We start from the raw sequence: 21,701 nt of genomic DNA on the forward strand, positions 1-21,701 counted from the left end.
CGAGGCTTCCCATTTACTTAATATTTATATATCTGTTCCTGACAACTTTTACTTTGCCAGATCTTCAATCACTTTCATTATCTTCTGACCGATTTCTTCAGCTGCTTCCGCTGTAGAAGCTTCACTATACACGCGGATAATCGGTTCGGTGTTACTTTTACGCAAGTGTACCCACTTATCGGCAAAGTCTATTTTCACACCATCGATGTCATTGATTTCTTCATCCTTATAAAGTTCTTTCACCTTAGCCAGAATAGCATCCACATCTGTTTCAGGAGTCAGATCTACGCGATTCTTTGCCATGAAATAAGCAGGATAAGTTGCACGAAGCTCGCTCACCTTCTTGCCCTCATGTGCCAGATGGCTCAGGAACAAGGCAATACCAACCAGCGCATCACGTCCGTAGTGACTTTCCGGATAAATAACTCCACCATTGCCTTCACCACCGATCACGGCACCCACTTCTTTCATTTTAGTAGTAACGTTTACTTCGCCTACGGCAGAAGCAAAATATTCCTTGCCATACTTACGGGTTACATCACGCAAAGCACGTGTAGAACTCAGGTTAGAAACTGTATTACCCGGAGTATGTTTCAACACATAATCGGCTACGCTCACCAGCGTATATTCTTCGCCATACATTTTTCCATCTTCGCAAATCATTGCCAAGCGGTCTACGTCAGGGTCAACTACGAAAGCTACATCAGCCTTGCCACCTTTCATCAGGTTCATAATGTCCCCCAGATTCTTTTCAAGCGGTTCAGGATTATGTTGGAAATCACCGGTCGGTTCGCAGTAAAGCTTCTCTACATGTTGTACACCCAGTTGTTCCAGTAACTCAGGCAGAATAATACCACCCACAGAGTTCACACAATCAATAGCCACGCGGAAGTTCGCCTTTCTGATAGCTTCTACATCCACCAGACTAAGCGCCAACACACTGTCTATATGTTTTTGATTGTAAGTCAGATCCTTGCGATATGATCCCAGATGATCTACATCAGCAAAGTCAAATTCTTCAGCCTCGGCAATGCGAAGTACTTCGTTACCTTCGGCAGCATTCAGAAATTCGCCGCGTTCATTCAGCAATTTCAGGGCATTCCATTGTTTCGGATTGTGCGAAGCAGTCAGGATAATACCACCACTGGCGCCTTCCATAGTTACGGCCAATTCGGTGGTCGGTGTAGAAGCCAGATCAATGTCCACTACATCCCATCCCATAGCCATCAGGGTACCTACTACTACATTCTTTACCATTTCACCCGAAATACGGGCGTCGCGTCCTACTACAATTTTGTTGCTTTTTACCGTGCACGTTTTGCGAATAAGTGTGGCATACGCTGATGTGAATTTCACAATGTCAAGCGGATTCAAGCCCACACCCGCTCCTCCGCCAATAGTTCCGCGGATTCCAGAGATAGATTTGATTAGAGTCATTAGGTTAATGATTTAAAGATTGTTGGTTATATACTATAATTACCTATAGATTTGGTATTTACGGATATCATAGTAATAAGGGTATACGGACTGCATAGCTGTATTGTGTCCCATCTTTGAAGGAACGATCAGTCTGACGTGTGCCATGTCGCGTACATAAGCCAGTGGTACTAACCAACCGGCAGGAACAGCAGTCGTTTGGTAATAAGAAAGCATCAATCCTTGCGTAAACTGACCAGCAATGGAAGAACTCGTTACCCGGTAATTAAATTCATCCACTACTTCGGCAAATCCTAAGTTAGACATTGTCGTATCTCCTTGAATAAGGCCGTATTCCATGAAACGTACCAAGATCTGGTCGTTCGCTTTTACTGTATCGGCAGGATTTTTAGAGCCTTTATCCCGTATTTGCATATATACACCGCTGGCGAGTTGCACATATTCATTTTTAAGCGTATCCGTAATCGAGTCGTTTCTGTAAAACTCTGTTTGGGATATAACCTTAATATTATTGTCTTTTATAAATGCTTTAATGGCCTCTTTTTCTTCCTCCAGCATTTCTGCATAAGTCTTGGTGTTATCACAAGCCTGAAAAGCCAGACCACATACCAGCAAAGACAAAAAGAATAATGTAAGTTTCTTCATTATCTGTTATTTAGTAATTCCGTACAAAAGTATTCGATTTCGTTGAAAGTTGAAAGCTCTACGAGGAAAGTTCGTATCTTTTAACCTTTGTGCCCCTCTTTTTTTATCCTTTCGCATTCAATAAAGGCTTGAATTTCTCTAAAGCACGTTCCAGGACTTTCTTTGCTTCTTCCAGCGTACCATAAAATTCACCACCGGAAGCATTCAGATGTCCGCCTCCATTGAAAAATTCAGCAGCTAATTGATTGCAAGGAAATGTACCCACAGAACGCAATGAAACCTTAATCATCGGCTTCTCCGTGTCTTCACGCAGGAAGCAAGAGAAAACCACCCCTTTTATGCTCAGAGGGATATTTACAAACCCCTCGCTATCTCCCCGGATATAATTGAAACGTCCCTGCTCATTTTTTGTCAATGAGATCAAGGCAGAATGATAATCGGGATAAACCTGCATATTTGAAAGCACATAACCCATCAGTCGCAAGCGGCTTTCAGAGTAAGTATTATAAACTTTCCGGTAAATGTCATCCTTATCGATACCCTTGGAAAGTAATTCACTGATGATAAAATAAATCTCCCGATTATTGGAATTATAAGTAAAGCCACCCGTATCGGTCATCATACCAGTATAGATGCACTCTGCTCCTTCTTTGGTTATTTCATTAAAATACCCCATGCGGCATATCAAGCGGAATACCAGCTCCGAAGTAGAAGAAATATTGGGATGTGAGATCGTGATATCACAAAAATCTTCGGGATATAGATGATGGTCTACCAAAATCTTCTTTCCTTTTGCTGCCTTTATTGCATCCGCCATTGCATCAATACGACTCAATGCATTAAAATCCAGACAACAGATTATTTCAGCCTCAGCAATCAGTTTATCGGCAAATTCTTTGTAGCGGTCATAGAGTAATACATCTTTGCTACCCGGCATCCATCGCAGAAAGTCGGGGAAAGCATTCGGCACAATGACATTCGCAACTTTATCTTGTGAATTCAGGAAATGCCACAATCCCAATGAAGAGCCTATGGCATCGCCATCCGGTGCTACATGGGCTACAATTACAATTCTCTCCGCATGCCCCATCCATCTGGCAAAACGATCTATTTTGGCTTGTTCTATTACTTTTGTTAACATTTGATTATTTACGATTAGACAATTTACGATTGAACGATTAAAGTCACTTCCATCGTTCATACTAATTGAATGGGCAAAAGTACGAAAAAGTTCGGGAGTTGGCGGAAAGTAGCAAAGGTTTTATTTAGTCTTCGTATTCTACTATCTTCCTTAACGGGGCTAATAAACGCTCCAATACATTTCTGTCTGCCAATATAATGTCTGCCGTGCCTTTCAATTCACGTAAAGTCGGAAGGGTTTTACCATAATTCGTATGCAAACCTTCCGGCAATACTATTTCCACTACATAAAGTCCCTCTTCCGTCGGAACCGGAGAGATACTTTCCACTTTCCCCCTCACATAACCAAACTCTTGATCGGGGTAATTATCCATACGGATATGCACTTTCTGTCCCACCTGCACCTTTCCCGAACCTTGTAAAGGGAGTTTTGCTTTACCAATCACTTTCGAATCTTCGGAAGGCTGAACCACAAAAACAGTCTCACCCGACTGTACATTCTGATTGCGACTCCAAACTGTCATAAAAGTGATCTTACCGCAAATAGGACTACTAAACAGATAGTTCTGTGCCCACGAACTCAGCTGTGCCTGAAGCTGCTCAATTGCATTTTTCAATTCAAGCCTGCGGTTCTGTTCCTCATCATAAGCCTGTTTACCCAAGTCCAGCAAGTTTTCCTCCTGTTGTTTTAATTGCATTTCAGCCTGCAACAAACTCATGCCTGAAGTCTCTCTGGTACGTAAACTCTGCAAATAACGGCTGCCCGACTCTTCAAATTCTGCCACAATCATTGCATTTCTCGCATACAAAATGGAATCCCGGTCGTACATACTCTGCGCCAGTTCCATTTCTTTTTCGGTCAGTGTATGTTCACGCTCCACCAAGTTAAGATAAGAACGTTGCCCAGCCAGTTGTTTTTTTCCCGCATCCATCTTCTTTGCATAATAATCTTGCTCGATAAAGCGAACGTAATCTGAAAGAGCAATCATAAATGAAGCGTATGCAGACTGCAATTCTCCTAATTGCAAACGCTTACCTATAAAATACTCGGCCCCTTTCGCCGGTTCATAACCTGCTATTTCCCAGTCTTTCATACGATCTGTCAGCCATAGTACATCTTCCGTAACAGAAGCATTCTGAATGACTCCCAAATGTTCGCCTGCCTTCACCGTATCGCCATTGTGTACATATAAAGTATCTATTTTACCCATAGAGCGCGCCAATATAAAAGCGGGAGGTTCTTCAGTGGTCAGTGTCACTTCCGCCTGCAAGACATCCGGATATTTAAATATCCAACACCCTGCCAGTAAAGCCAACAGAATAATGAACAGCACAGTTATCCCCCATCTCACCACCCAAGGGGAAATGTGATTCATCACTTCCTGCACTTCCTCGCTACGCAGCTCTATCTCTTTATATTTCTTCTCCTCTTCCACTGTCTTAAATTACCAATTTCTAATTACCCAACTCCAATTGATTCTTTACCAACCGGTAATATAACCCCTTCCGTTCTACCAATTCCTTGTGGGTTCCCTCTTCGGCTATTTTACCTTTATCCAGTACTATAATATTATCTGCATCCCTCACCGTACTCAGCCGATGAGCCACTACTACAACTGTTTTCCCTTTATAAAATTCATGCAAATGCTCCATTATCTCGCGCTCATTATTCGCATCCAGTGCATTGGTGGCTTCATCAAAAAACAGGTAATCCGGATTCTTATACACCGCACGGGCTATCAAAATACGCTGTCTCTGCCCTTGGCTGATGCCATTTCCTTCCATACCGATTTTAGTATTGTATCCCAACGGTAAGGAATCTATAAAATCACGGATATTGGCAATGGTCACCGCATGTCTCAAACGTTCAATATCAATTTGCTCCTCACCTACCGCAATATTCTGTGCAATTGTCTCGGAGAATATAAAACCATCCTGCATCACAGATCCGGTTCGGGCACGCCATAAATGTGGATTAATGTTCTCTAACGGAGTATCCTGTATCTTGATCGCTCCTTTATTGGGAGTATAAAAACCAAGCATCAATTTTATCAAAGTAGTTTTACCACTACCGCTCGCCCCTACAATTGCGGTCATTTTATGCTGAGGAATGTGTAAAGAAACATCATCCAATACATAATCCCTGTTTGCACCGTCATAACTGAATGAAACATTCTCTATCCGTATATCCCCTTTTTCCGGCAACACTGTAAGTTTTGACGAAATATCCTGTTCCTCGTCTTTCCGTCCATGTATCTCGTTCAGACGCTCCAAACTAATTTTAGCATCCTGAAATTGCTGTGCAAAACCAATAAAAGAAGATACCGGAGAACTCAACTGACCGATAATATAGGTCAGAGACATCATCATACCCAACGTCATCTGTCCATCTATTACGGCTTTTGCCGCAATAAAGGAAATCACAATATTGGTAGTTTGATTAAAGAATATGGAACCCACTTGCTGAATCTGTCCCAGTGCCAAACCTTTTATACTAATTTTGAACAGTTTCACCTGTATACGTTCCCACTGCCAGCGTTTCTGAGTCTCACAGTTGTTTAGTTTGATTTCCTGCATAGCAGTTACAATTTGTATCAGGTTGCTTTGTTCGCCTGCCGCTTGTGCAAAACGGCGTATATCCAATTCCCGCCGATACTTCATAAAAACGAGTATCCAACACACATACAAAGTGTTACCCAATAAGAAGATACCTAACACTGTCAAATTATAATAAGCAAGAACAAAGGCAAAAATAAAGAAATTGACAAAAGAAAATAAGGTAGTAATAGACGATCCCATAAGAAATGATCTAATACGATTGTGATCTCTGATACGTTGCATTAAATCTCCTAATAACTTTGTATCAAAAAAATGTAACGGCAATTTCATCAATTTTATTAAGAAATCAGATATTAAGGTTATAGAAATACGTGTATTAACATGAAGTAATATCCAACTACGAATAAATTCAACAGAAAGCTGTGATATAGAAATTATTACCTGAGCAACCAGTACCAAAGTTATAAAATTCAAATTTCCATTGCGAATGCCTACATCTACTAACACTTGGGTCAAAAAAGGAAGTATAAGTTGTAGTAAAGAGACAAGAAGTATTCCCAACATTAATTGTAGCAATTGCTTCTTGTAAGGGGTAAGATATTTAATAAAAAAGCTTAGCTTATGACCGTTATTTTCCAATTCGTCTTCATACTCTAAAAAATCTATTGTGGGTTCTAAAGCTAACGCGACTCCAACTTCACACCCTGCATTTTCCATTGACAACCAACTTTTTTTTAATTCTTCTTCTGCATAACTTATCGGTTGCTTGGCTGGATCTGCTATCAGAAAATGATAATGTCCCCTCCTCTTTTTTATACCGTAACATACTACAAAATGGTTCTGTTTCCAATACAGAATACAAGGTAAAGGCACATCATTTACCAACTGATCTAATGTTATACGTAATCCCATCGTTTTAAAACCAATAGTTCCCGCTGCATCACTAAGTCCCATCAAAGAAACTCCCCCCCCTTGTAATATAAGCACATTTACGAAGAGTTGGCAATGAATAGCTTTTCCCATAATATTTAGCTATCATACGCAAACAGGCAGGACCACAATCCTTCTTGTCCAATTGATTATAGAACGGAAAACTTTTCATAAAACACAACCACTTCTATTAATCCTTATATAATTGGCTCACATCAACACTAACCACCTTTGCCGTCGGATGAACAGTCCCGAAACCGCCAGTTCTACACCCTCCGACAATATAAAGTTTACTGTCATAATAATGCATACTGGAATATTCCAATTCTAAATTAATAGGATAAGAATACAACATATTGGTAGAAACATTGTAAACTTGCAACGTATTATACTCATAAATGAATATCAAGTTATTATGGGTTACTAATGCCGGATAGCTGACCGCTTCTTTCAAATCACAAAGACTTTTCCATTCTCCGGTCAATAAATTATAAGAATTTATATCCCATAAAGGAATAGTACGCTTTCCACCAAAAAAATAAACATTATGCCCGACCAAAATGCCATTCATCTCTCTTTGCATTTTTTCCGGTATATCTCCTATTTCATACCAGTATCCGCGTTTCAAATCAAGAGCATGAATCTTATCCCAAAACACATTCTTTTTAGAAGATCCTCCGATCACAAACAATAAATTGTCATAAATCAAAGAAGTGAAATTCTTAGCCGGATGAGGATTGACAGATTCTACATATAGTGTATCTTTTGTCAAATCGTACATCTCCATCTTTTCATCTGTATATTCCATGCGCCGGTTGGTCGAATATCTAACTCCTCCCAAAATAAAAATACGATTATTATAAAAATGTGCAGCATGACAAGCCCGATCTTCAACTTTATATTTTTTTGTTTCCCAAAGATTTCTTTCAATATCGTATACATATATATTAGAAGAACGATATTCCCAGTATTCCATCCCCAATTTATTTAGCTTTGTTTCAGTTTCATCTCCCGCAACAATATATAGTTTATGTCCTAGCAAAAAAGAGCCAAATGAAAACAACCTTTTTGGCATAGTAGAAACAAATTTAAAATCCAAAAAATAAGATCTCCGTTTTGCTGTAATATTAACTTCACCAAGACACTGTGATGCTTCAAACAAAAGAACTTGATAGTCATTCTCTTTCAGTTTCTTTAACCCGCACTTTAGTGTCTGATAACCTATATAAGAAAAGACTATAGTATCATTATCCAAACAATGCCGGAACATTTGTAAATCAAATTCCCCTTTCTCATTTGTAATGCCAATACCTAGAGTATCTTTGGAAATATAAATATTTACCCCTTCTAAACCTAACAGTGTTTTGCCATCCAATATTTTCCCTTTTGTCTGAGCATAAGAAAGAAAGGAAAACAAACAGAAGCAACACAAAATAACAATATATCTCATTTTAGCTCTATTATTTTACGTCATAATAAAACAGATATCATAATAAATACATCCTAATCCTCCCTCATAAGTGCCGCCACATTCAAAGCTACAATGACCTCCACAATCTCCATGAGCATTACACCAATCATCAGGTTTCTTATCAGGACAATAATATGCATTCACCCCATTACACATCGTATCACAACCATAATAATCCATCCACTGGCAATCATCACCTGCTTTTACTGCTTTCAACTCCTTGGATGTTAATTTTTCCAATCTTTCATCCAAACTCATGCCATCAACAGCTTCAAACTTAACGGCATTTAAAGATACAATTTCCTTTTTGTTTCTCATAATCTCAATAATTAGTTAGTATATGGTTTTCAAAAAGACTTTTCAACTTACTAAATGAAAAAGAAGTATAGCACCCACACATTTTCAAATTCACATACAGATAATAATCTTCAGAAGCTATTATAGTAAAAGGATTCCTCCCATATTGCTTATTAATAATTTTATCAGGGTATTTTTTCAAAAAGAAAATATAAACTATACTGTGTATAATATCATAATAAATTCGTTTGCGCTCCAATACAGACTGGGATTGAAAATTGAACAGTTTTTCTATCCCATTTTTCAAATCTTTAATCAAAAGTTCCCTCAAAAAAGAACGCCTCTCTAAAAGATTATCCACTATCTTTCGTATTTCTTCTATTAGCCTCTTCTCATCATAAAGTACAGAAACACCCGATATAAAAGTAATCGGCATATTATGATATGTATACAAATATTTCCTATCATTACTATTAAAGAAAGACATGGAAAAACTAAAAATACTGATATCAATTCCCTCATAGACAAAAGACACAGAATAAGATTCCGTCTGTCCTTCTCTCAAAAACAGGATATCAATATCACTATCTTCACGATATGTTCCTTCAGCAACAGAACCACCAACCCCAATTGAAGCATCCGGATAAGCAACATGTAAAGCTGTGACTATTTTATGCGAAATTTGTTCGTGTGTCATCGCAGCATTTTTACTATAATAGGTTTTGAAATAATCATAGAATACTTTTCCATAACATTGTCTAATTGTTCTTTCAATTCACAAATATTTATCGAAGAAAAATCAGAATACAATTTTTTTTCTAATTCAATAGATAAAAAGACCAACTTTTTATTCATCTTCAGATACCCATAAAAATTGAGCAAAGAAAATTCTAATCCAGATAAGAAAAATATTTCGTCAGAAATTTCTTTTTTCTCTATTTGCTGAATTAAATTGCACAAAGAAAAACATTCCACAGGCATAGCCCACTTTCGTAAACTGTCTATGTCAGACAACAAACATATAACTTCATTCAAACTACTATTCACGCCAACTATTCTTTAAATAATCATTATAAACTTGTCGCATCAAAAATGTAAATAGTTTGGGATAATCATTGCATGTTCCAGGTTCCACCTTTCCCTTATCTCGAAAAGAAAAAGAAGGACATCCGCCACCACAAAATAATACATACTTACATTTTACACATTTATATTCACTAATCCTAACATCAAACCATCTTTTAGATAATTCTTCATCCAACTCAAACTCAGGCATATATCGTCCTACTCTTTGCTCTCTAATTCCTACAACATCCCAACAAGAATAGACATCTCCCAATGGATCAAAAATTATCATAGCAGATTGAGCCCCACAAAAACATCCTTTATAAGGCAAAAACTTACCTTGCAATAAACTCTTTAACATATCGGAAGTATCATAATCTTGACATTTCAATTTACCTTCACTCAACACAAACAGTTTCTTATTGTAATAAGAACGACAAAAATCACTTTGAGTAAAGATAGCTTTTGGAGAAGGAAGGCCATCCTCCTTCTTCGTTATTTCCTTACGCAAAAGAGCACAATAAGCCATAAAATGTTTATATTTACACCAACCTTTTTCTTTAAAAAATTCCAATAGTTGATCAATATATTCCATTGTGTATGTATCCGTATTTATCCTTACTGTTACCGGAATTCCTAACTTTAGTAAACTATCGATATTAGCAGAAATTTTTTCAAATGAATCTTCATTTTTATAATGTGGCTTTCTCTTATTATGTATTTCAGCAATACCATCAAGTGTGATCTGAAAAGAAAAAACTTTATTATCTTTAATATAATCCAAATACTTATCTATATCATAGCCATTAGAAGTAACAGAAAAACTATACCCTAGACCCTTCCCCTTTTCAACTATATATATCAATATATCATAGTTTTCCGCCAAAAAAGGTTCCCCACCATATAATGCTATCTTTTTATTGTTCGTTCCATTCGCATTTTTCTCTATTATTATTTCAAAAGCTTTATCTACCTGTTCTTTGGTAATTTGCCTTTTGGGTAGACACATACTCCCATTTAAAACAGGATCTTCATAACAATAAACACATCTAAGATTACAGTCATACGAAAGTATAAAATGGAAACTATTTTTTTTTAAACGAGCTTCATCATAAGCCCTATCCAATAATTGCTTAACGAGTTCCAGTTCATCTTTCTGGGATAAAGATGTTAAATAACCTCTTTTAACTAAAGTGTCTCGTGTTTCTTCTGTTATCTTGTTATTCTCTCCATTTACTCGGAGATAATTATAAACTTCAGTATTTACAATATCAAAAGCTTGAGTATAAGCATTCAGAATAGCATATAAGCCTTCTTGTTCATCAACTCTTGTCAATATGTTATAAGATGAAGTCCTCATAGTATTTTTATTTTAGTTGTATAAGCTGTCCCGCTAAATTTACAAAAGGTTCTTTGAAATCATTAAAACCTAACTTATTACTGAGATTTTTCAAGTGCAACGATTTGAAATTACGATTTTAGTACCAACACTATATCATTTTTTTATAGTTCTAAAGCTCTAAGTATTAATAGCAGTTGTAAATTTTAAAGTCAGCTTATTTATAAAATTTTAATTTGTCCCAATTTTAACGGGACACTAATGTTGTATAATACAAATATATTTAGACCAGTATTATGCAGTATTTCATTTCTTACTCCAAAATCTAATTTTTACAAAGTTAAAAAAATATTAGGAATAACGATCCAAACAAACGTTAAAACAGCAGTTGTACATAAAGTTTTTTTCATTCTTTTCAACTTTACAAAAAGCTTATCGGCATAGCTTCTGGTAAATGGAATATGTAACTCATGCAAATAGGTTGATAATAGTGTTTTCATGTATTCAATAATTATAGATTTTCATTCATCTTTCAATCGTACCAAGACTAATACCGGATTACCTTCCTCGTCATTTTCATCTATCCCCCAACGTAATGCACCCGGAATATTATATAAATCTTTAGACTTCATTTCAAATAATATATATTCACGGCCCTTATATTGCATATAAGTCGACAAATTAATGGGCAATCTAACATTAGAATTTTTCTCTGAAATATATAAATTATCAAAACGATAGATTTGTTTTGTCTTTCTATCATATAAAGTCATACTTTTTTTAGATAAATCAGAAACATCCATACTTGTCCAAAAAATCCACAAAAACCTCTTTGTATCAAACAGGTTGAGAGAAAACAACCTCTTATTGCCCAAAGAATCATAGTCTGACTCTCGAACACGATAATTATCTTTTTTCCACAAATAGGCCATATTCACTTTCTCCGAATTCACATAAAATATAGTATCATTAAATAAATCCCAAAATATAAATGAATCACTATATGTTTGATTAGCAGATAAATTATTGTAAAGTTTATAAGATGTCTGTCTCACTTTTTCTTGTGAAGCCCGACGAATAGAAAGAACCGTCCCATTAGTTGTAGCAATCACCCAAAATAAAGGTTTATAATTATCCCTATCTCCACCCAACCCATTCGTATAAAAGAAAAAGTCTCCGCCCTATCCATCATAACAGCCAGCTACTCCATTACGATTAATACTATACGGTATCAGCATCAAAGTTGAAATGCAGCTAACATCCCGACTTGGAATGTAGCAAAGTTAGGCAGGATACTACACTTAAACAAGAAAAGATACCGGACAAAAGACAAATAGGTTACAATACTAAAGATCAATACATTACCCCAATAATTAAAGCAAAAACAAGAGTCTCAACCGGACAATTCTTTCTTCCCTTTTTTACAATTTCCGTATAAAGTCATCAAAAGTATCGCCAACAGACAACAATAATTTGCCCTTCATACGTTGCTTCGACTTCGCAATAGCATCGACAGTCACATTAGTAACAGTAGCAATCATGGCATTAGTAAACCCGGCACGGATAAGATAACAGATTCTCCGTTCCTGCATGCCAAGTTTATAATCATCCAGTTTTGCCGATATATCACCATAAAGAGTATCAATTACTCCAAATATCTCCCCCCATTCCTCATCCGATTTCACCAACCCACATACTGGCTGGCAACGCAACTGACATAACCGACTCAGTGCAAGTGTACGCTCAACAGGCAATAACGAATGAATTTCCTGATATTCTTTCAGTTGTTTTGTATAGGATATATTCAGTTTCTGCAAACAAGAGTTCAGTTCATCCTTATCCTTTTGCCGGACGGACAGCCTTTCTATCTGTTGAGACAACTCTTTATTCTCTTGTAATAATCGCTCTCGTTCTTCTTCCGATTCCACCCTTCCTTCATCCAATTGTTTCTCATTCTCTTTCAGACGGGCAAGCAAACTATCGATACGCCTCCGAACATTCCGTTTATATAAATGGAAAGACACAAAGCCAATTACAACCAAAAACATTGCTCCGAAACCGATAGACAGCAACCATACCTTACGGCTCAGCAACTCATTCCTAATCCTCTGGTTTTCATTCTTCAAGACTTCATTATTATATTTCTCCTTTATATCACGATCCAATTCCTGCAGTTCTTCATTCATCCGACACCAATCCATATAAAGCTCCTGATATTCTGAAGCGAACCGGCGATAATCTTCTATCTTAAACTTTTCACTTTGTAATGCACTCAGGCTCCGCTTCCTTCCATTCATAAAATCCTCCTTTATCAGAAACATCCCTATCATAGAAGACCGTCGCATCGGAAGTTCGTCTGTTGCCGATCTCCTACGATATTGAAGCATTTGCCGTTTAGCCTCTTCCCAATCTTCCACATTTTGACATATAACAGATAATTCGGTAGAAATATCCATAAATAAGATGGGATCGAAGTCAGCTACAGCCTCTTGCGCCTGCAAGTAACAATATAAAGCACTATCCGGACGGGAAGATAGAAGATGGGCACGCCCCATATTTCGCAAAGCATTGGCATAAGACCCTGTCAAAGACTTCTGTTTGAACAACCCGGCTGCTTGCGAGAAATAATGCAATGCATCCTCAGAGTGCCCCCTATTTAGATCTTGACGACCATAATAGCAATAGATAAGACCCTTCAACGACGGGCTTTGTACTGTGTCGGCAGCTCTTAAAGTCGTAGTGCGACGAACAGAAACTTCCCTTTCAGGGAGCTGACAAGATGCTGCAAGTACAGTCATCCCGAAAAGAAATAACAAACAAAACAGCCGTTCCCGTAGCAATAGCAGTTTCAATATAATATGCATAGGTTATTATTCATGTATGATGCTACAAATATACTGATTTTCATAAACATCATCCATTTCAAACTTACATTTCTGCCAGTATGCCTTAGTATTTCTGTAGATGAATTTCCTCTAAGCTTTATGCAGTTTTGATTTGAGTATTTTCTTTCTCGGTAGACAGAACACCGGTAAAAAGAAGAAAATACCGATAATAGACATGATTAACCCACCGATAGTACCCGACGCCAATGGGAACCAGAAAGCCTCTTTCTCCGTCCCCACCATGAAAGGGATGAAACCCAGAATCGTGGAAACTACCGTGAGGAAAATAGGCACTATTTTAGCATTCCATGCCTTTGTATAAGCACGAAGCATGGAAAGGCGCGGAAAGCGGCGGCGAATACTGTTATACTCATTCAAAATATAAATACTGGCATTCACGGTAATACCACAAAGCAATACAAAGGATGCAAAACCTCCCTGGTCGAAATTCAGGCGGAACCAGTAGAATGTGAGGAATACACCGATATAAGATACCGGAATGACGAAAATGATAGCTAAAGGTTGTTTTAACGAATTGAACAGCACACTCGTCGTAAAGAAAATAATAGCAATCACAACCAACAACAACAGATATTGCTTATTATCTTTCTTGTTCCATGCCCACGACTGGCTATCCGACTCGGCTGTATATCCCATTGGAAGCAGCTTATTAAACTCTTCCAAGTCCCGCTTCTGTATCTTATTACCTTGTTCGTACGAACCGATATATTCATATTGCAGACAAAGACGGTATTGCTGGTTCTCTTTGGCTATCTGCTGCGGCATCTGCCCCTTTTCCACCGTAGCCAATTCGGAAAGCTTATAATGCTTTCCATCATCCGCACCATACGGGAAGAACTGCATAGCCCACACATCATAATCACGTGACTGACGTGAAGAAAGTTTCACACTCTCCGTGCCACTTTCCGTCATGACCGAACCCACCTGCATGTTCTTACCGAATATCGGCTGAATAGCTGCAAACAGGTGTTGTGCATCAATACCTTCCTGAGCCATGCGTTCCTTATTCAGGTTGAAATAGAATTCCTGATAATCATCTTTCCACCAAGAGAATTCCGACTTAATAAATACCTCTTTTATGCGGCGGTGCGAAAGCAATACTTCTTTCAGTTTCTCGGCCCATGCATAAAGTTCATCGTAATTATAACCGTACATCTTGATACGATAAGAACCTGCGCTTTCACGAACGTCATTGCTGAATCCCTGATCTTGCAGGCCATATACATCCCAGCTACCGCCACCCAATTCGGAAACTTTACCTATCAGATTTGCTTTCAGTGTATACGGGAAACCGCTATGCTGGTATTCTTTCTTAAAGTAAATCTGAATATTCCCTCTACGTGCATTATACACAGAAGTATGGAACTGCTTGATCTCCTTGAAACCACTAAGATAAGTCTCTACGCGCTTCACCAATGTATTCATTTGCTCCAGCGTACTTCCATTTGGCAGATTGGCATTGGCATAAAGCACAACTTCCTCATTACGACTAAAATAGCTTCCTTCGTATACCTTCTGAACGAACAGCCGTAAGCTTCCGCCTAAAGCCTTATCCACTATAGGTTTCACTTTTTCCTTATAGGTAGAAGATCCCAATGTCTTATTATACCTTTCTTCCCATTTACCTTCTCCTTCCAACTTCTCAGGAAGAAGGAAGACCGGCAATCCGAACCCCAGCAACAGCACAATGCACACCGCCACCCGCCAACGGAGAAGAAAACGAATAAGCACCTGATAGAAATGGGTAAAATAAACCGTCAACCTGCGAATACGTATATGTCGGTGCATCCATTGCTTCGCATTCTGCAACCACTGATAAGGACGAAATACCATTCGCCTGTTTTTGTGCCGCAAGGTCTTCTTTGAAGATTTCTTCACCAAGCTAATCTTTTCAATCATAGCCGGTACAAAGAAAAGAGCAACAAAGAGAGAAACTGCCAGGTTAATAATCACTACAGCAGCAAAATCCTGCAAATTCAGCCGGATCTTCTCATCCAGAAAGAAAATGATGACTAAAGCCCCCATCGTGGTCAAAGTAGCCGCCAGCACAGACATGAATGCTTTCAGATTACGCCGGTGCAAGATATGGTCGGTCATAACGATAGTACTGTCTATCACAAGATTCAAGGACACAGTAATCCCTGCCAATGAATACAATTGCATCTCCAGACCGAACATATAGTAGAAAATAACTGCAACGGCAATGTTTATTGCCAAACTGGTAACTATGAGAAGCAGATATTTCAGATTCAATGTGATAATCCAGACAAACACCAGCAAAATAAGTACTGTCAATCCGGTACGGAAATAAATTTTATTAAGTTCTTCACGAATATATTCCGTAGCATCATAACTGGTATGCACCTCATAGCCGGGAGGCAATGTCAGGCGTATATCTTCCATTTCCGCCATTACTTCATTGCTCAATTGCAACTGATTGGCAGTTTCCACCGCTGTGATCGACATATAAATGGAATTCAAACCATTGATACGATAATAACTTTGAGGATCTTCTTCCACATGAGCCACCTTCACGAGTTCATCCAAGTGGATGATTTTTCCGTCGGAAGCCGTCACAGTGATATCCGAAGGATCGAACCGCCCACTGACTCCATCCGGCACCAACACCAAGCGTATCCATTGTTTGCCTTCGGGCGTATCCATGTTGTGCGTACCCAGAAACTCCTTATTATAGTGTAACTGGATGGCCTGACGGATATCTGAGATACTGACACCCAAGGTCCGTAGTTGTTCACTGTCATACTCCAACCGCCACTCCATCGGAGTAGCGCCACTTAAATCAATCTTATAAATGCCTTGAAGTTGAGCCAATCGGGGCTTGATATGCTCTTCTGCATATTGTTGTATCAGTATAGGCGTGGAGGGTGCATTCAGTGTAAACGAAAGAAACGGGCGGGATGCATTCTCATCGGGTACTTTCATATCGATATACGGATAACTCACTCCGGAAGGTAATTGCGACCACGTCTGTCGAATGATTGTGGAAGCTTCAAAACGTACTGCATCCACATCCGCATGTTTATCCAAATCTACCGTTATCGAGCCATAACCGTTACCGGAAGTAGAATACATGGCCTTTACCCCTTTGATACGGGCCAACATGGATTCCAGTTTGCTTGTCGCCTCCATTTCCACCACCCGCGACGAAGTGCCCGGCATACTGAAGCGCACCGTGAAGCCCGGCAATGTACGCGACGGGTTCAGCTTGACCGGAAGCATCGGAACCAGAGCCAAACCCACCAGTGCCAGACAGACAAAGGTGACGATGAGGGTGAAAGGAGAGAGACGTTGCATAATTAAAAATTAACAATTAAAGATTAAAAGCCACGACCAACGCAGGATTAATGGCTATAGTCGAACTTGTCGGAAAGGGAGAAGCCACTGGCAAAATCATGCAAGGTCAGTTTGCGGATTTTGTAGTAGTTCAGCCAATAGTTCTTCAGAGCCGATATATAGTTGCGCTGGGCCTCTTGCTGACGGTTCAATGACAGGGTAAGGCTGCTGATGTCGGCTTTGCCGATGATGAAACGCTGGCGGGTTTCATTATATGCCAGGATAGAGAGATCGAGGGCTTCCTCGGCACTTGTCACCAGATCTTGCTGGACATTGAAATCGCTCACGGTCATAATGACTTCTTCTTCAATACTGATCTCGCTCTGGCGGGAAGAGGTCTTTATCACATTCAGGTTATTACGAGCCATATTGTATTTGCCTTTACGCACCCCCCAGTCCACTAAAGGGATAGAAACGCTGACAGAAACCATCTCCTGTTGCATGGGTCGATTGTAGGCTTCGCCAAACTTCTCTGCCACCTGATTGAAACCGACACTGGCATTGATACTGGCATTGAAGCGGGACTCTTTTCTAGTCTTGTCCACATTCTGTTCAGCCTCCAATACATCCTGACGCAAACCCAGGAAATTGGGATTGTTTGTACGCGCAGCATCCAAAGCGGCATCTACCGGAATAGTCAGTTCTCCGGGACGGCTGGGAAGGACAAGCCGTATTTCTGTATTCTTTTCCAAATTAAGGAAAGAAGCCAATGAGAACATGGCACGCTTCAATGAACTCTCTGCATTTTGCAAAGTATTGCGGGCGTTCACAACGTCCAGCTTCAGTGTCAGAAGGTCTGCACGACTGATAGAGGCTATCTTCAGGCGTTGCATACCGATGCGATAAAGCGTATCGGAAGAAGCAACATTTTCTTTTGCCAAATCATATTCAGCTTGCGCCATAGCCAATTCAAAGAAGTAGGTAGTGGCTTGTTCGGACACCTGTTCGGCATTATAGATATACTCTTTCTTTACCTTTTCATATTTCAGCGGTTCTATTTTCCGCTCCCAGCGGAAAGGATTATAGCCTACCAGACTTTGTGAATAGCCTACACGTATAGGAACACTGGTATACTGGGTGTAACTATTAGAACCAAAGCTGCGCATATACCCCAACTCCGTATCCAGATAGAACGTACCGCCCGTCAAGTCAAAATTTTGTTTGATGGCCAGATTACCGTATGCATAGAAAGATTGTTGACTACGGTAAATATCCAAGTCTTGCTCAGAGTCATAACGTTTTGTAATGTCACGGTTGTATTGTGCAGGGGTCATATTCAGAGTCAAGCTCGGCAAACGGTTTGCCTTATAAGTGCGGTACGCCCAATAGCCGGACAGATACATATTTTTGGTACGGAAAGCTTCCAGCGAACTGTCGTTTGCCATGGTAATGGTTCGTTGCAAATCCAGCGTTATCTGCTGCTGCGCAATGGCAGGAAGTATCAGAGAAAGTCCGAATAGAATTATCAAACTAAGTTTCTTCATTGTATCAAGCTTTTTTGTTCCGGTAAATAAACCAATATATCAAAGGAATAATGAACAGACTGACCAGTGTACCGATAAACATCGCCCCAATCATAGCAATAGAAAGCGGTTTCTGCAATTCCGATCCCATATCGAAAGAGAATAACAACGGCACCATAGCAAAGATGGTAGTCAGCGAAGTCATAATAATGGGGCGCAACCTGCGCCTTCCCGCCTCATGGATAGCTTCCAGAAGTGGTATCCCCGTCTTACGCAATTCATTGATCGCATCAAGTTTCAAGATAGAGTCATTGATAATGATACCGCACGTTACGATTAAGCCGATAGCAGACATCAGATTCAGCGTATGTCCGCATATCCACAGCAGTACCAGGGCAAATGCTACGTCTATCGGTATTTCAAGCAGTACGACAAGCGGTTGCACAAAACTCTCGAACTGTGCCGCCAGAATAAAATACATTAACAGAATGGAAATAAACAGAATGACTACCAGTTCATCCAACATCTTGCGATTGGAGAAGAAACTTCCTGAGAAAGCTGTATCCCAATCTCCGGTAGCATCCGCAACTTCTTTCACTTGCCGCATCAGTGGTTCTGCTTTTTGCACCTCGTAGAAGCGGAAAGGAACATACTCTCCGTTACGTCCTGCAGTTATGGCCTTCAAGTCTTCCGCCGTCACCACCGATACCAGTTCACGCAAAGGCAGATATTCAACACCGTCCTTGTCCGCCCGTGTCTGCACCAGTGTCTCTTGCAAAATAGTGTTCACAGTCTGCTCCTCTCCTACAATACTGATCGGCAGATATTGCTGATAAGAGTGAAGAGTCGCCACACTGTTCTCTTTGAAAGCAGTCTTCAGCACACGATACAGCTCATCATACGAAACATTATACAGTAATAGTTTTTCCTTATTAATGCGGATATTCAACTGATTTTCAAAAGCAATACCTGTAGGAGCATATCCCGTGCGAGTTATAAATTCATTCTCCAGACCACGCAATTCATCAGCAGTCGGCACTTTTTCCTTATTGCGGGAATAGAGTTCAGCCACAATATCTGCTTCTCCCGTCACAAACAGTTTCTCAAACACCGTTTCAGGAGGCGAAAAAGAGACAACAGCCAATGGATACTCTGACTTGAGCAAGCGATAGACTTTTTCTTGTAAAAAAGCTATTTCCGAGGGGTCTTTTGTCTTAAAGTAAAGCTCGGCTTCCGAAGAGGAAAGAGCCTGTTCCCGATTTAAAAGATAATCTTGTTGTCCGATAGCGGCGGTTTGCTCCACTGTCCCTTCTCTCAATGTCTCAAATAAAACATTTACCCTGTGGCGGTTTTCGTCAACATGGATATTCTCATTCCATTCCACACGGGCAATCAGCTCATTCTGATCTATTTCCGGCATACGTTCCTTACCTATGAAATAGAACATAAATACGCACAAGGGAATAGAAATGATACAAAATAGCACACTTGCTGTTTTATGGGCAAATATAAAATCGACTCCTGCATCGTAAAAACGGTCGAGCGTATGATCCTTTATAGGATTATTGATACGGATACGCGAGAACCATGACTTACGCAGCCCTGTGCGGTATACCAGCATATAGAGCACCGGCAACAGCATGATACCTGTAAAATAAGATACCATCAGCCCCACTGTTACAGAAAAAGCCTGATCATAGAAGATAGCACCGGCAATACCACTCATGAAAATCAACGGCACGAATACCGCTATCGTAGTCAATGAGGAGCTGAGCATAGGCGTAATCACCTCACTGGTACCCGCAATACATGCACGCCTCAGCGAATACCCCCGCTCCCGGTATTGCGAGATATTCTCAGTTACAATAATGGAACTGTCAATCATCATACCCAATGCCAGAATCAGTCCGGAAAGGGATATGATATTCAGGGACATCTTGAACAGATAAAAGAAGAGGAAACAGATAACAATGGAAACCACCATACTCAATCCGATGATGAACGGTGATTTAACATCCCCCAGAAAAAGGACAGCTACAATGCAGATAAAGAGGAAGCCCAACGAAAGGTTCTGTTGCAAATTGGAGATGGTATAATCCAGCAATTCCGTCTGGTTGCGACTGACACTGAACTCGATATCCGGATATACACTCTGAAAATAGTCCATAGTGCCGCCGATAGCCTCCTTCATGTCATCCATATTCTCGTCCGCCTGCTTGATGATGGCCAGTGTCACTGCCCGCTTACCATTGCTCATGGAGATCCCTTTCTCCTTGACGGAAACAACGCCGATCTCACAAAATTCCTCCAGGCGGATAATACGGCCTTCTTTATTAATAAGGATATTTTTCACATCATCTTCCGTGCGCAGCAAAGTAGAGAATTTGATATTGTATTCGTAATATCCGTCGCGCACGATCATGCTGCCCGGTTCCACATTATTCTGCGCAAGCGCTGTTTCCACATCCTGAATGGAGAGTCCCAGAACTGCAAGTTTATTTTTATCCGGTACAATCTGTAGTTGCCGTTCCACCAAGCCGGTGACATCCACCATTGCCACTTCTGTCAGTTGCTCAATACGGCGTTTAATAACATTTTCAGCAAACTCACATAAATCAAGAAATGCCCGTTCGTCGGTTTGCCCGTAAGCACTGTCATTCTTTAAAGTGAGGTTAAGGTAAAATACCGGAATATCAGTAGCGCTTGCCTTCACTACTTTAGGACGTTCAGTGTCCTTAGGAAGGTAGTTCATGGCAGCATCGATCTTCTCGTTCACCTCTATAAAAGCCAGGTCGGTATTCGTGCCAAAATCAAAACTCAGGCGGATAAGCCCTGCCCCATCCCGCGCTTCGCTGTCCATGTCTTTCAGTCGTGCCACTTGAATCAACTGTTGCCGCAACGGTTTTACCACAGTATTCTCCAACTCACGGGCTGAAGTATTCTGTGCCGAGATTTGTACTGTAATCTCCGGAATGGCAATGTCCGGCAACAAAGATACCGGCAACGTGAAATACGTCACCAGACCGATAATAAAACACGCGGTAAACGCCATTAATACGGCAATGGGCCGATGTACCAGAAACTTAACCATCCCC

14 protein-coding genes and 1 pseudogene are annotated in these 21,701 nt (G+C 39.9%); all 15 read right to left on the reverse strand.

Translation table 11 applies throughout. The annotated features are described in order from the left end of the window. Positions 1-48: 48 nt before the first annotated feature. On the reverse strand, positions 49-1,437 hold the full coding sequence (gene glmM / locus DW182_RS18345; protein WP_118296440.1) for a phosphoglucosamine mutase: 1,389 nt from the start codon (positions 1,435-1,437) through the stop codon (positions 49-51). Positions 1,438-1,476: 39 nt separating this feature from the next. Further along, positions 1,477-2,082 carry a DUF4827 domain-containing protein gene (locus tag DW182_RS18350; protein ID WP_007659843.1) on the reverse strand — a complete coding sequence of 202 codons (606 nt, stop codon included), beginning with the start codon at positions 2,080-2,082 and terminating at the stop codon, positions 1,477-1,479. 103 nt (positions 2,083-2,185) lie between these two features. Then, on the reverse strand, positions 2,186-3,223 hold the full coding sequence (locus DW182_RS18355; protein WP_118296441.1) for a bifunctional oligoribonuclease/PAP phosphatase NrnA: 1,038 nt from the start codon (positions 3,221-3,223) through the stop codon (positions 2,186-2,188). A 124-nt stretch (positions 3,224-3,347) separates the two neighbouring features. After that, the gene (locus DW182_RS18360; RefSeq protein WP_118296442.1) at positions 3,348-4,658 is read right to left on the reverse strand and encodes an HlyD family secretion protein; all 1,311 of its coding nucleotides are present in this window, start codon (positions 4,656-4,658) and stop codon (positions 3,348-3,350) included. Positions 4,659-4,677: 19 nt separating this feature from the next. Further along, positions 4,678-6,883, reverse strand: a pseudogene (locus DW182_RS18365) (peptidase domain-containing ABC transporter). 18 nt (positions 6,884-6,901) lie between these two features. Continuing rightward, positions 6,902-8,161 carry a carboxypeptidase-like regulatory domain-containing protein gene (locus tag DW182_RS18370; protein ID WP_118296443.1) on the reverse strand — a complete coding sequence of 420 codons (1,260 nt, stop codon included), beginning with the start codon at positions 8,159-8,161 and terminating at the stop codon, positions 6,902-6,904. A gap of 15 nt (positions 8,162-8,176) precedes the next feature. Next, the gene (locus DW182_RS18375) at positions 8,177-8,500 is read right to left on the reverse strand and encodes a hypothetical protein (protein ID WP_118296444.1); all 324 of its coding nucleotides are present in this window, start codon (positions 8,498-8,500) and stop codon (positions 8,177-8,179) included. Between the two features lie 4 nt (positions 8,501-8,504). Then, positions 8,505-9,176 (reverse strand): nucleotidyltransferase domain-containing protein, encoded by a 672-nt coding sequence (locus tag DW182_RS18380; RefSeq protein ID WP_118296445.1) that lies wholly within the window; start codon positions 9,174-9,176, stop codon positions 8,505-8,507. Then, on the reverse strand, positions 9,173-9,526 hold the full coding sequence (locus DW182_RS18385; RefSeq protein ID WP_147400135.1) for a hypothetical protein: 354 nt from the start codon (positions 9,524-9,526) through the stop codon (positions 9,173-9,175). Before DW182_RS18385 ends, DW182_RS18380 begins: the two co-directional genes overlap by 4 nt. After that, the gene (locus tag DW182_RS18390; protein WP_118296447.1) at positions 9,519-10,904 is read right to left on the reverse strand and encodes a radical SAM/SPASM domain-containing protein; all 1,386 of its coding nucleotides are present in this window, start codon (positions 10,902-10,904) and stop codon (positions 9,519-9,521) included. The genes DW182_RS18385 and DW182_RS18390 overlap by 8 nt, the downstream gene beginning before the upstream one ends. A gap of 500 nt (positions 10,905-11,404) precedes the next feature. After that, positions 11,405-12,034, reverse strand: coding sequence for a hypothetical protein (locus DW182_RS18395; protein ID WP_147400136.1), 630 nt, complete (start codon positions 12,032-12,034; stop codon positions 11,405-11,407). 270 nt (positions 12,035-12,304) lie between these two features. Next, the gene (locus DW182_RS18400) at positions 12,305-13,681 is read right to left on the reverse strand and encodes a hypothetical protein (protein WP_233564189.1); all 1,377 of its coding nucleotides are present in this window, start codon (positions 13,679-13,681) and stop codon (positions 12,305-12,307) included. A gap of 177 nt (positions 13,682-13,858) precedes the next feature. Further along, complete coding sequence (locus tag DW182_RS18405) at positions 13,859-17,104, reverse strand: efflux RND transporter permease subunit (protein ID WP_117693230.1); 3,246 nt, start codon at positions 17,102-17,104, stop codon at positions 13,859-13,861. A 47-nt stretch (positions 17,105-17,151) separates the two neighbouring features. Continuing rightward, positions 17,152-18,627 carry a TolC family protein gene (locus tag DW182_RS18410; protein WP_118216528.1) on the reverse strand — a complete coding sequence of 492 codons (1,476 nt, stop codon included), beginning with the start codon at positions 18,625-18,627 and terminating at the stop codon, positions 17,152-17,154. Positions 18,628-18,631: 4 nt separating this feature from the next. Then, complete coding sequence (locus DW182_RS18415; protein WP_118296450.1) at positions 18,632-21,697, reverse strand: efflux RND transporter permease subunit; 3,066 nt, start codon at positions 21,695-21,697, stop codon at positions 18,632-18,634. Between the last annotated feature and the right edge of the window lie 4 nt (positions 21,698-21,701).

This window comes from Bacteroides sp. AM16-24 (assembly GCF_003471885.1).
In the GTDB taxonomy this organism is placed as follows: Bacteria; Bacteroidota; Bacteroidia; order Bacteroidales; family Bacteroidaceae; genus Bacteroides.

What these genes read in the sequence shown, in the direction of transcription:
- glmM (WP_118296440.1), bottom strand. Translation starts at nt 1,437, where the DNA reads ATGACTCTAATCAAATCTATCTCTGGAATCCGCGGAACTATTGGCGGA.
- DW182_RS18350 (WP_007659843.1), bottom strand. Translation starts at nt 2,082, where the DNA reads ATGAAGAAACTTACATTATTCTTTTTGTCTTTGCTGGTATGTGGTCTG.
- DW182_RS18355 (WP_118296441.1), bottom strand. Translation starts at nt 3,223, where the DNA reads ATGTTAACAAAAGTAATAGAACAAGCCAAAATAGATCGTTTTGCCAGA.
- DW182_RS18370 (WP_118296443.1), bottom strand. Translation starts at nt 8,161, where the DNA reads ATGAGATATATTGTTATTTTGTGTTGCTTCTGTTTGTTTTCCTTTCTT.
- DW182_RS18375 (WP_118296444.1), bottom strand. Translation starts at nt 8,500, where the DNA reads ATGAGAAACAAAAAGGAAATTGTATCTTTAAATGCCGTTAAGTTTGAA.
- DW182_RS18380 (WP_118296445.1), bottom strand. Translation starts at nt 9,176, where the DNA reads ATGACACACGAACAAATTTCGCATAAAATAGTCACAGCTTTACATGTT.
- DW182_RS18390 (WP_118296447.1), bottom strand. Translation starts at nt 10,904, where the DNA reads ATGAGGACTTCATCTTATAACATATTGACAAGAGTTGATGAACAAGAA.
- DW182_RS18400 (WP_233564189.1), bottom strand. Translation starts at nt 13,681, where the DNA reads ATGACTGTACTTGCAGCATCTTGTCAGCTCCCTGAAAGGGAAGTTTCT.
- DW182_RS18405 (WP_117693230.1), bottom strand. Translation starts at nt 17,104, where the DNA reads ATGCAACGTCTCTCTCCTTTCACCCTCATCGTCACCTTTGTCTGTCTG.
- DW182_RS18410 (WP_118216528.1), bottom strand. Translation starts at nt 18,627, where the DNA reads ATGAAGAAACTTAGTTTGATAATTCTATTCGGACTTTCTCTGATACTT.
- DW182_RS18415 (WP_118296450.1), bottom strand. Translation starts at nt 21,697, where the DNA reads ATGGTTAAGTTTCTGGTACATCGGCCCATTGCCGTATTAATGGCGTTT.